This is a genomic window from Pseudoalteromonas sp. SG41-2 (assembly GCF_014164535.1).
GTDB classification, from domain to species: Bacteria; Pseudomonadota; Gammaproteobacteria; order Enterobacterales; family Alteromonadaceae; genus Pseudoalteromonas; species Pseudoalteromonas rhizosphaerae.
This window is the reverse complement of record NZ_JACJFK010000001.1, coordinates 152798-165193: the sequence shown is the minus strand read 5'-3', so window position 1 is coordinate 165193 and position 12396 is coordinate 152798. Positions and strand designations below refer to the sequence as shown.

Below are 12396 nucleotides of genomic sequence, written 5' to 3'. Positions count from 1 at the left end.
ATCAATTGTATTGCGCTTTTTTTACTTACCATGAACACAGATCACGTTAGCTTTATTTCATAAACACCTAAACGCTGCTGTTGCTGATTAGCAAGGAAGATTGATGTCTCTTTTTGATAATATTTAAATTGTGCGCCTGCGCGTTGCACAACCTTTATACTCGCTAAGTTTTCCTCTAAACAACAAAACTCAATCACTTTTGCATGACTATTATTTTTTATATAAGGCACTATTTTAGTAAGCACTTGATTCATGGCTCTTTGCCCGCGTGCAAAATCAGCTAACCAATAACCGCATTCAGCACCCTTACTGTCAGGATCAATGTGTTTAATACCAAATACACCGCTTAAGCGATCCTCTATATATACCGCAAACCACTGAGAACCTGCTTTACCGCTATGTAGTCGTTCATATATATAACGTTTAGTTGAATTAACATCTATTACGTCATCCACCCAAGGTAAAAATTGACTCAGATTTTCCCGACTATCGGCGATAACTTGGTAAAGTTCAACTGCGTGACTAATATCTAATGGCTTTAAAGTTATTGAATCTGAAATCACCAGTTCCATTTAGTCAGCCTCAGCTACTTTTGCTAAACGCATATGTAGCAGCGGAAACGGCTTTCCTTGACCATCTAATTCAGAGCGCCCTATTTGCTCAAACCCTCTACTTAAATAAAAACCTTGGGCTTTAGGGTTTTGCTCGTTAACATCAACATGAGTTGCCGCTAAATTATCAATCGCGTAATTAATTAATAACGTGCCAACCCCCTTCGCAAAGAAAGTCGGCTCAACAAACAGCATTTCAATATTGCCGCCAGCAACGCCAATAAACCCGATTATTTTTCCACTGTTGTCTTTACAACAAAAAAGACTAACAGCATCAAAATAATGTGCCAAAATCAATGGTTTCAGTTCATCAATGTGTTGTTGGGTTAAAAAGTCATGAGTATGAGAAACGCAAGCTTCCCAGATCTCAATTAAAGAGGCGTAATCTTTTTTCTCGGCGGATTTAATAAGCATTGTTAGTTCCTTTGAATATTAAAATAACCATCATCAGTTTTGCAAAATATTGTAGCGGAATTGGGCAACAGCTCCGAGGCTAAATCAACAAAAAGCAGCGTAACCGCTGCTTTTATAGTACTTACATTTTAGTCTCTAACTTTGCGTTAAATAAAACGCTTAATAATAAAATCAACTTTGACACGCTTAGCTTGCCCCAGCAGTTTTTTAACCGCTGGCGGGTAATCGTCCATGGTTTCTAAATCTTCGGCACCGTTTAAACGACGACAGTGTTGTAATATCTCGGCTCTTTCATTGTCGATTGCTGGCATGAGACTTTGCTCAGGATCTTCTAATAAAATGCCATTTTCGATATCTAATCCCCAGGCACGAGGATTTAAATTATGACCACTCAATAAATGATATTTACGATCAGCACAAATACCTTTCAAATGAAATGAGTTACTTTCATGCTGCCACAAATACACATTTAAATTACCGTTAATAATATGGCGCTTTTGCGATTTTAAAAATTTATGCAAAATCGTTTCATACAAGTATGGCAAAGCACCTATTTTACTAAATGGTTCACTTGGTGGCAGGTAAAAATCATTCGCCGTTTTATCGCCTACTACGATTGTTACTTGCTTGCCCTGTTTTAGTAAGCGGCGCAAGGAACGCATTAACGGTGCAGGAAAATTAAAGTATGGGGTATACAGCACTAACTCTTGCTCGGTGGCATCAAATAAGGATTTGATCACACGATTAAGCTCGTTATTACGTCGTCCCAGTCCTAAAAATAGTCGCACGCCAAGTGCTTGCTCATTTTGCTCCACACTGTGAGCGTAGTTAGCTTGCTTTAATGAACGCATCAATTGTTTTTGTGCGATTTTAATATCATTAAACTTTGTTAAAGGCCGCACATCAATACGTGGAACGGCTTCAGAACTCAACAATTCATGTTCAATAAAGTCAATCACAGAATCACATAGTGAGGCCTGCTCGACTAAAAAATAGCGATCTAACCGGTAGCGCTCTTGATACTGCAAATACACATTATTTAAACTCGCACCGCTGTAAAGCAGCGTATCATCAATTACAAAACCTTTTAAATGCAGCACTCCAAAAAGTTCTTTTGCTTTTACTGGTACGCCAAAAATTTGTACATTTGATTGATATTTTTCTTGATATTCACAATATAAACTGGCGTTACCATCTGACTTTGCCGCACCAATTAAACCGCGTTGGGCACGATGAAAGTCAACCAACACTTTTACATCTAATGCGGGGTTTGCTAATGAAGCCTGATGTAACGCTGCTAACACTTCACGCCCTGCTTCATCATCTTGCAGATAAAGTGTCGTAATATAAATACGTGTTTTTGCCTGCGCAATCAGTGCTAGTAAATGCGTGCGATATTCTTGTGCATTGGTTAAGACGTTAACGTCTTTTGAAGTCAACCCGTACGCGGGTTTTTCCTGCCAAAATAACATAATTGCCTATTCACTTAGGTCACCCTTAATCAGGGTCACAAATCAAAATTAGTTAAAACATATCAAAAAAACACAGCTTGGTCATGAATTAACGTCGCATGCTGAGTTAATACTGAATTAATAGCTCAGATATCATACAAATCGTACACTTATCATGATTCTAGTACACAATATTTGACAGCTTTGTGATTTAGAAAAAAAAATAATCGCCGCTTTTATTTACTTCCCTCTTGTTTCTCTTAAAATCGAGCGCATTAATACGCTATTAAACGTTTAGGATATAAAAACATGAGTGAAGTAAAACATTGTAAGTTGCTAATTTTAGGATCTGGACCTGCGGGTTACACTGCAGCAGTTTACGCAGCACGCGCAAATTTAAACCCGGTATTGATCACCGGTATGCAACAAGGCGGTCAACTTACAACAACGACTGAAGTTGAAAACTGGCCGGGCGATGCTCACGGTTTAACAGGTCCTGCATTAATGGATCGTATGAAAGAGCATGCCGAGCGTTTTGAAACTGAAATTGTCTTTGATCACATTCACACTGTTGATGTAACTAAGCGCCCTTTCACGCTAACTGGCGACCAAGGTACTTACACGTGTGATGCGCTGATCATTGCAACGGGTGCATCTGCTAAGTACTTGGGCCTAGAGTCTGAAACTAACTTCCAAGGCCGTGGTGTGTCTGCATGTGCAACCTGTGATGGTTTTTTCTATAAAGGTCAAAAAGTTGCGGTTGTTGGCGGTGGTAATACCGCGGTTGAAGAAGCGCTTTATTTATCGAACATTGCTGATGAAGTACATGTAATTCACCGTCGTGATAGCTTCCGCAGTGAAAAAATCTTAGCCGATCGCCTCGCTGAAAAAGCTGCAAACGGTAACGTAGTCATGCATTATAACCGTACGCTTGATGAAGTACTGGGCGACCAAATGGGTGTTACCGGTGTTCGTATCAAGGATGCAAACTCAGAAGCCACGGAAGAAATTGAGTTAGCGGGCGTATTTATTGCAATCGGTCATAAACCAAATACTGATATGTTTGTTGGCCAACTTGAAATGAAAGACGGCTACTTAGTGGTTGAGTCAGGCCTAAACGGCAATGCAACACAAACAAGTGTACCAGGTGTTTTTGCTGCAGGTGATGTGTCTGATCATATCTACCGTCAAGCAATCACTTCTGCTGGTACTGGCTGTATGGCAGCACTTGATGCTGAGCGTTTCTTAGATAACCTATAAGTTTACACAACATATAGTAAGGGCTGAATTTTCAGCCCTTTTTTTGTGGCCCAAAATTATAAAGGCTCATCCAACACCGAAAAGTACTCATTGCAGTCGCATCAACATTCACCACACTTATACTCGGAATCAATCATATTTATACAATTAATGGCTTAGGTGCGATAGGATCTAAGTTCGAGCAATGAATATCGTCAAAGTATAGTAAGTAAAACTAGCTATAATTATAGTTAGGCAGAAAAGCTTTATTCATTTAGGCATTACTAGAGACTGTAAAATCAGTTAAAATGCTTAACTTCATATCAAGTAAAATACCGAGAGTTTTCTATGAGTTTGTATACAAAATATATGGAAGAAATCCAAACCCGTAAAACGGAGCTTGGATTAAACCCACAACCAATCGATAGCGCTGAACTAGTATCAGAAATCATTAATCAAATTAAAGATACTAATAACGAGCACCGTAAAGATTCACTGCATTTCTTTATTTTTAATACATTACCAGGAACAACCAGTGCTGCGGGCGTTAAAGCACAGTTTCTAAAAGAAATTATTTTGGGTGAAGAGCAAGTTGCAGAGATCACTCCAGAATTCGCATTTGAACTGCTTTCACACATGAAAGGCGGCCCGTCAATTGAAATGCTAATTGATTTAGTATTTGCTGATGACGCAACAATCGCAGCACAAGCGGCTGAAGTACTTAAGACTCAAGTATTCTTATACGATGCAGATATGGCTCGCATAAAAGCGGCATACGAAGCAGGCAATGCAATTGCTAAAGAATTACTAGAGAGCTTCGCACAAGCTGAATTCTTCACAAAATTACCTGACATCGAAGAAAAAATCGATGTAGTAACCTATATCGCCGGTGAAGGCGACATCTCAACTGATTTACTGTCTCCAGGTAACCAAGCACATTCACGTGCTGACCGTGAACTACACGGTAAATGCATGATCACTGAAGAAGCACAGCAAGAAATTGTTGCGCTTCAAAAGAAACACCCTAACGCTAAAGTAATGCTTATTGCTGAAAAAGGCACGATGGGCGTTGGTTCATCTCGTATGTCTGGTGTGAATAACGTAGCACTTTGGGCGGGTAAACAAGCAAGCCCATACGTTCCTTTCATCAACATTGCACCTGTTGTTGCAGGTACTAATGGTATTGCGCCAATCTTTTTAACAACGGTTGATGTAACTGGCGGTATTGGTCTTGACCTTAAAAACTGGGTTAAAAAAGTAGACGCAAACGGCAATACAGTGACTGATGACAATGGTGATGCAGTGCTTGAAGAAGCGTACTCTGTTGCTACCGGTACTGTGTTAACAATCAATACTAAAGAGAAAAAGCTTTATAACGGTGATAAAGAACTTGTTGATATTTCGTCAGCATTCACACCGCAAAAAGTTGAATTCATGAGAGCCGGTGGTTCTTACGCTGTTGTATTCGGTAAAAAACTACAAACGTTTGCTGCTGAAACACTCGGCATTGAAACTCCACTTGTGTATGCACCTTCAAAAGAAATTTCACATGAAGGCCAAGGCTTAACAGCGGTTGAAAAAATCTTTAACCGTAATGCAGTAGGTGTACTATCAGATACGCCACTTCACGCAGGCTCAAATGTTCGCGTTAAAGTGAACATCGTTGGTTCGCAAGATACAACCGGCCCAATGACAGCACAAGAATTAGAAGCCATGGCTGCTTCTACGATTTCACCTCTTGTTGATGGTGCATATCAGTCTGGTTGTCACACTGCATCTGTATGGGATAGCAAAGCGCAAGCAAACATTCCTAAACTAATGGCGTTCATGAATAAGTTTGGTTTGATCACTGCACGTGACCCGAAAGGCGTTTATCATGCAATGACTGACGTTATTCACAAAGTATTGAACGACATTACTATTGATGACCGCGCAATCATCATCGGTGGTGACTCGCATACACGTATGTCTAAAGGTGTTGCCTTTGGTGCCGACTCGGGTACGGTTGCTGTTGCACTTGCAACGGGTGAATCAGCGATGCCAATTCCTGATTCAGTTAAAGTTACGTTTAAAGGCAAAATGGCTAAGCACATGGATTTCCGCGACGTTGTACATGCAACGCAAGCGCAAATGCTTAAGCAATTTGGTGGCGAAAACGTGTTCCAAGGTCGCATCATTGAAGTGCATATTGGTACTCTTATGGCTGACCAAGCGTTTACCTTCACTGACTGGACTGCAGAGATGAAAGCGAAAGCATCAATCTGTATTTCAAATGATGAAACGTTAATTAAGTCAATTGAACTTGCTAAGTCACGTATCCAAATCATGATCAACAAAGGGATGGATAACGAGGCGCAAACGCTACAAGGTCTAATCGACTTAGCCGACAAGCGTATTGCAGGTATTCAATCTGGTGAAGAGCCAGCACTTTCTCCAGACGATAATGCTAAATACCACGCAGAAGTTGTGGTTGATTTAGACCAAATCGTTGAGCCAATGATTGCCGATCCAGATGTAAATAACGATGATGTTTCTAAGCGTTATACTCACGATGTGATCCGCCCTGTTTCTTTTTACAACGACAAGCCTGTTGATTTAGCTTTTGTTGGTTCGTGTATGGTTCATAAAGGCGATATGAAAATTATTGCTCACATGCTACGTAACCTTGAGAAGAAAAACGGTTCTATCTCATTCAAAGCGCCATTGGTCGTTGCGCCACCAACATATAACATTGTTGATGAGCTTAAAGCGGAAGGCGATTGGGATATCCTTGCTAAATACGCAGGGTTTGAATTTGACGATGCAAAACCAAAAACGGCTGCACGTACTAAGTATGAAAATATCTTATACCTAGAACGCCCTGGTTGTAACCTATGTATGGGTAACCAAGAAAAAGCTGAACCTGGTGACACTGTTATCGCAACGTCAACACGTCTGTTCCAAGGCCGTGTAGTAGCTGATACATCTGAGAAAAAAGGTGAGTCACTACTGGGGTCAACGCCAGTTGTAGTACTTTCTTCTGTTCTTGGTCGTTTCCCGACTATCGAAGAGTATAAGTCTGCAGTTGAAGGTATTGACCTTACATCGTTTGTACCTGTTGAAGAAGCGATGACAACTAAGTTCAACGCAGGTCAAGCAGTACCCGTAAAAGTGGTTAGCTAATTCGATTAGTTAATGGTTCAATTAAGCGCGTTTTTTAACGCGCTTTTTTATGCCTACAATTTGCCTATCAGAAGTAAGCCCTGTACGAGGCTATGGATAACACAATAATTTGTGGTTTGTGAATTTAAAGCAACAGGTTACACTTTATCTTGATCATTCAGTTATTCAATCGGTGTTATGACTAAACAACTTTATCAACTCGCTAAAAGCCACTTTGCTTTTCCTGATCCCACCCATGCATTAGATGATCCAGATGGTTTACTTGCCATTGGTGGATGCTTATCTGTAACGCGATTAAAAAATGCCTATCGCTACGGTATTTTTCCATGGTTTAGTGAATACGAGCCAATTATGTGGTGGTCGCCAAGTATGCGCGGCATCATTGAACTCGATGAATTTCATATTAGCCGAAGCTTACGCAAGCATCTGAAAAAAAATCCGGTTAAAGTGACTATTAATACCGAATTTACTCAGGTGATTGAAGCCTGTCGCCAACAACGATTAGAAACCGATGGCACCTGGATCACAAAAAAAATGCTCAACGCTTATAAAGATGCACATAAAGCAGGCTTAGCGCATAGTTTAGAAATCTGGTCAGACGACAAACTTGTTGGTGGCTTGTACGGTATTATGCAGCATGGCGTATTTTGCGGCGAATCAATGTTCCATCATCAAGCTAATTGTTCAAAATTAGCCATGTGGGCATTGGTCAATTGGTTGAAACGTCACCATGCGCATTTTATTGACTGTCAGCTTGAGAATCCTTATTTAGTCACTTTAGGTGAAAAAGTGCTACCGCGCTCAGAATTTTTAACTAAACTAAAACAAGCAGAAGAGTTTATTATTCCAACAACAATGTGGCAACCTCAGGAGCTTATCGCTATTTATGACTGAACACTTACCTGCTCGTTTAGGTTTAAGCCAACAATTTCATTGTAGCTACCTAGCCGATCGCCAAGAGCAATTATTAGTCATTTTGGATCCAAGTTGTTATACCCCGGGCAAATTTGAGCAATTACTGGCCCTCGGTTTTCGCCGTAGTGGTGACCAAATTTACCGACCACACTGCCCTGTTTGCAGCGCATGTAAGTCTGTGCGTGTATTAGCTAAGGCATTTTTACCGACAAAATCACAAAAACGTAAACTTAATAAAGCAAAAAATGCCTTTTGCGTGAAATACTCAGACCAACAACGCCCTGAATACTTTCCGTTATACAGTAAATACATTACCGAGCGTCACCAAGACGGTTCTATGTACCCACCAGAACAGAGTCAGTTTAACAGCTTTATATTTTGTCACTGGTTACCAATTACTTTTATTGAATTATGGGACCAAGAGAAACTGGTTGCAGTGGCGGTAACTGATTGTATGCACAACGCTGTTTCTGCTATTTACACTTTTTTTGATCCTGATTATGAGCACTTCAGTGTGGGCACAATTATGATTTTAGAGCAGCTCAAATTCGCCAAACAATACGATAAAGAATTTGTCTATTTAGGTTATCAAATTGATGAATGTGCAAAAATGCGTTACAAAACCCAATTTTTACCTGCCCAAAATAGGGTTGCAGACCAGTGGCTGGCTATTTAATTTACAAAAATGCCTACTGCGGCTTTACTTATTGGTGTATTTTCGGCAGAATCTGCATCGTTTAACTATTAAAGAGGTGTTACGCTAAACATGGCGAAAGAAGACGTAATCGAAATGCAAGGGACGGTCCTTGATACTTTACCAAATACAATGTTCCGAGTTGAGCTTGAAAATGGTCACGTAGTTGTGGCTCACATTTCAGGTAAAATGCGTAAAAACTATATCCGCATTTTAACCGGCGATAAAGTTACCGTAGAAATGACCCCATACGATTTATCAAAAGGTCGCATCGTATTCCGTGCTCGCTAAGTTAGTGCGTTAACGAAATATCAAGTTTTTAGCTAAGTTGTCTGAGTAACTTAGTTACTTTCTACATTAGCTTGAAGCGTTTATTAAATGTAATTGATAGCTAAACTAACAATTACATTTAATAAACAAAAAGCCCAGCAATTGCTGGGCTTTTTGTTTTCTATTTAACGCTGTAATTATGCAGGTGTTAAATTCGTTTCATAATCAAAACGCAATTTTTTATCTTTGATAGACACTTTCACTGTGCCACCGTCGATAAGTTGCCCAAATAAGATCTCGTTTGCCAGCGGCTTTTTCAATTGCTCTTGGATCACGCGGCCCATTGGACGTGCGCCCATAGCTTTATCGTAGCCTTTATCTGCCAACCATTCCCGCGCTTTATTAGTAAGCTCAAGATTAACTGACTTTTTATCCAGCTGCGCTTGTAACTCAACAATAAATTTATCAACAACCAGTAAAGTTACATCACGATCAAGGTGGTTAAACCAAATGATGTTATCTAGGCGGTTTCTAAATTCTGGCGAAAATACTTTATTGATTTCGCTCATCGCATCATGAGAATGATCTTGATCAGTAAAGCCTATTGATTTACGTACTGTTTCTTGTACGCCCGCATTAGTAGTCATCACCACCACAACGTTTCTAAAGTCAGCTTTACGGCCGTTATTATCGGTCAGCGTGCCATGATCCATCACTTGCAGTAAGATATTGTAAATATCTGAGTGAGCTTTCTCAATCTCATCCAGTAATACAACCGAATGTGGATTTTTAATCACAGCCTCAGTTAACAAACCACCTTGTTCAAAACCAACGTAGCCTGGAGGCGCACCAATTAAACGGCTTACCGCGTGGCGCTCAACATACTCAGACATATCAAAACGGATAAACTCAACACCCATACATTTTGCAAGCTGTTTAGTTACCTCCGTTTTACCTACACCCGTTGGTCCTGCAAACAAGAACGAACCGACTGGTTTATCTTCATTTGATAAGCCTGAACGTGATAAGCGAATGGCCGAGGTTAGTGCATCGATTGATTGATCTTGGCCAAATACCAACATCTTCAAGTTACGATCAAGATTTTTAAGAGTCTCTTTATCGCTTGATGACACACTTTGCTGCGGAATACGCGCCATTTTTGCCACGATCAATTCGATATCTGCCACACCAATGGTTTTTTTGCGTTTAGAGATCGGTTGCAATCGTTGGCTAGCACCCGCTTCATCAATAACATCAATGGCTTTATCAGGTAAGTGACGCTCATTAATGTACTTAGCACTGAGCTCTGCCGCCGCTTTTAACGCTTTTTGCGTATAGCGAATGCCATGATGCTCTTCGTAACGTTCTTTTAAACCATTAAGTATTTTAGTGGTATCAGCGACACTTGGTTCAAGTACATCAATTTTCTGAAAACGGCGCACTAACGCACGGTCTTTTTCAAAGATATTTTTATACTCGTTATAGGTAGTTGAGCCCATACAACGTAACTTACCGCTCGAAAGCAGTGGTTTAAGCAGGTTAGATGCGTCCATAACGCCACCAGAGGCTGCGCCGGCACCAATTATGGTATGGATCTCATCAATAAACAAAATAGCGCCAGGTTTCGCCTGAAGCTCTTTTAGTAATGCTTTAAAGCGCTTTTCAAAATCACCGCGGTATTTAGTACCAGCAAGTAATGCCCCCATATCTAACGAGTACACCACAGCATCGGCAATCACTTCGGGTACTTGTTCATGCACTATGCGATACGCTAGACCTTCAGCAATAGCAGTTTTACCTACCCCAGCTTCGCCAACTAATAACGGATTATTCTTTTTACGACGACACAGTACTTGTACCGTGCGCTCTACTTCACTATCACGGCCCACCAATGGGTCGATATTCCCTTCACGGGCGAGTACATTCAAATTAGACGTGAAGTTTTCTAATTTACTTGGCTCTTCGCCTTGAACGGCTTGTACTTCTTCATGGATGTCATCAGCATCTTCACCGCCCATGTCATCGTCTGCTTTAGAGATACCATGAGATATAAAGTTCACAATATCTAGTCGCGAGATATCAGCTTTTTTCAGCAAGTAAACCGCTTGGCTTTCTTGTTCTGAAAAAATGGCAACCAGCACATTGACGCCTGTTACTTCGTTTTTACCCGATGATTGCACATGAAATACTGCGCGTTGCAATACCCGCTGAAAACCAAGTGTTGGTTGAGTTTCACGTTCTTCTTCTAAATCAGGAATGACTGGAGTGGTCTCATTAATAAACTCTGATAGCTCAGCTTTTAATGCTGCCATATCAATCCCGCAGGCGTGTAGCGCTTCTCCAGCCGATGGATTATCAAGTAGGGCAAGTAATAGGTGCTCTACAGTCATAAATTCATGGCGACGTGTACGCGCTTCGCGAAACGCCGCGTTTAAAGTTAGTTCTAAATCTTTGTTTAGCATTAGCAACCCCTTACTGAGATAATATTTTTATACCGTTGTGATGGGTATTTTGATCACCCTACCTTGGTATTATTCCTGCTCACAACTACATAGCAGTGGATGCTCGTTATCTCGTGCATAACGGTTAACTTGTTCAACTTTGGTATATGCTACATCTGCGGTATAAACACCGCAAATTGCGCGACCATTTTGATGAACTTGCAGCATCACATCTGTTGCTCTATCGCTATCCATATTAAAAAACGTCGTTAGTACTTCTATCACAAAGTCCATTGGCGTGTAATCATCATTATTTAAAATGACTTTGTATTTTCGCGGTGGTTGCAGTTTTTGCTTCTCACTATCGCGAACCGTATCTAAAACACCTGAATCTTTCATGCCACTCATAATTAAATATAGTCTTGTCTTTGGAACTCAAGCAAACTTGAATAAAAAATAAATTAAATGTTAAAAAAATAGTTTAAAACACTTGACTGATCGGCGAAATAAACTACAGTCAGTTGTAGATTGATTAAACCTTAGTCAGTCTATCAAACTATACGGTTTAGAATAACTAAATTAGTCAACTTATAGAAGGATGTAGAAGTATGGCTTGTGGTAAAGTCAAATGGTTCAATAATGCCAAAGGTTTTGGTTTCATCGTAGAAGACGGCTGCGAGAATGATATATTCGCCCATTACTCAACGATTGTAATGGACGGTTATAAAACACTTAAAGCTGGTCAAGATGTAACATTCGAATTGCAGCAAGGCCCTAAAGGCATGCATGCGACTAATATAGCGCCTAACGAAGAGTTAGTGTAGTTGTTTAGACGTTCGACTAAAGCGAGCGACCTGTAAAGATCCTCGCTTAATTCCTCTAAATTTATTTAATCTCAATTAAATTATACATTCAGACTCAAAGCTGGCATTTTTAATCTATTAGAAATTAAACGTACAGAATGAACAAAAACTGTCCTTCCTCTTGAAATTCTTTTTTAATACCCCCATGTTATACCCAAACCACCTCAAGATGCAGAATCCAGCGTTTCACAGGGGCTTAATATCAAGGCGTTACTTTGCAACAATGGCAGTCCCTTTTAAGAAGTAACAACGATGAGAGTAAGTGCCTGTGAAACGCCCAACGGGTTGGTTTAAAAGCGATTTATACTGCGTTATTGATTTTAACAATAGAACCAC

At 40.2% G+C, this 12396-nt stretch carries 11 protein-coding genes; 6 read left to right on the top strand and 5 right to left on the bottom strand.

What is annotated here, in order from left to right:
• Positions 1–41: 41 nt before the first annotated feature.
• The 3 genes from H5186_RS00710 to pssA all read right to left on the bottom strand — a co-directional run bounded on the left by H5186_RS00710 (position 42) and on the right by pssA (position 2497).
• Positions 42–572, bottom strand: a complete 531-nt coding sequence (locus H5186_RS00710) for a GNAT family N-acetyltransferase (RefSeq protein ID WP_182731288.1) — start codon at positions 570–572, stop codon at positions 42–44.
• The gene (locus tag H5186_RS00705) at positions 573–1025 is read right to left on the bottom strand and encodes a GNAT family N-acetyltransferase (RefSeq protein WP_182785037.1); all 453 of its coding nucleotides are present in this window, start codon (positions 1023–1025) and stop codon (positions 573–575) included.
• A gap of 146 nt (positions 1026–1171) precedes the next feature.
• The gene (gene pssA / locus H5186_RS00700; protein WP_149982341.1) at positions 1172–2497 is read right to left on the bottom strand and encodes a CDP-diacylglycerol--serine O-phosphatidyltransferase; all 1326 of its coding nucleotides are present in this window, start codon (positions 2495–2497) and stop codon (positions 1172–1174) included.
• Positions 2498–2785: 288 nt separating this feature from the next.
• Between pssA and trxB the strand changes: the two genes are divergently transcribed.
• From trxB to infA, 5 genes are all read left to right on the top strand, one after another.
• Positions 2786–3736: a thioredoxin-disulfide reductase gene (trxB, locus tag H5186_RS00695; protein WP_182739767.1), complete on the top strand. Its 951-nt coding sequence runs from the start codon at positions 2786–2788 to the stop codon at positions 3734–3736.
• A gap of 327 nt (positions 3737–4063) precedes the next feature.
• Positions 4064–6877 (top strand): bifunctional aconitate hydratase 2/2-methylisocitrate dehydratase, encoded by a 2814-nt coding sequence (locus H5186_RS00690; RefSeq protein ID WP_182717360.1) that lies wholly within the window; start codon positions 4064–4066, stop codon positions 6875–6877.
• A 177-nt stretch (positions 6878–7054) separates the two neighbouring features.
• Positions 7055–7771 carry a leucyl/phenylalanyl-tRNA--protein transferase gene (aat, locus tag H5186_RS00685; protein ID WP_145233076.1) on the top strand — a complete coding sequence of 239 codons (717 nt, stop codon included), beginning with the start codon at positions 7055–7057 and terminating at the stop codon, positions 7769–7771.
• On the top strand, positions 7764–8468 hold the full coding sequence (locus tag H5186_RS00680; protein WP_182793944.1) for an arginyltransferase: 705 nt from the start codon (positions 7764–7766) through the stop codon (positions 8466–8468). Before aat ends, H5186_RS00680 begins: the two co-directional genes overlap by 8 nt.
• 90 nt (positions 8469–8558) lie before the next feature.
• The gene (infA, locus tag H5186_RS00675) at positions 8559–8777 is read left to right on the top strand and encodes a translation initiation factor IF-1 (protein ID WP_002962494.1); all 219 of its coding nucleotides are present in this window, start codon (positions 8559–8561) and stop codon (positions 8775–8777) included.
• 176 nt (positions 8778–8953) lie between these two features.
• Here the strand turns inward: infA and clpA are convergent, their stop codons facing one another.
• A complete protein-coding gene (gene clpA / locus H5186_RS00670) occupies positions 8954–11218 on the bottom strand; it encodes an ATP-dependent Clp protease ATP-binding subunit ClpA (RefSeq protein WP_145233074.1) in 2265 nt (754 codons plus the stop codon).
• A 69-nt stretch (positions 11219–11287) separates the two neighbouring features.
• Positions 11288–11596: an ATP-dependent Clp protease adapter ClpS gene (gene clpS / locus H5186_RS00665; RefSeq protein ID WP_179959204.1), complete on the bottom strand. Its 309-nt coding sequence runs from the start codon at positions 11594–11596 to the stop codon at positions 11288–11290.
• 209 nt (positions 11597–11805) lie between these two features.
• Between clpS and cspD the strand changes: the two genes are divergently transcribed.
• Complete coding sequence (gene cspD, locus H5186_RS00660; protein WP_054204685.1) at positions 11806–12021, top strand: cold shock domain-containing protein CspD; 216 nt, start codon at positions 11806–11808, stop codon at positions 12019–12021.
• The last annotated feature ends 375 nt before the right edge of the window (positions 12022–12396 follow it).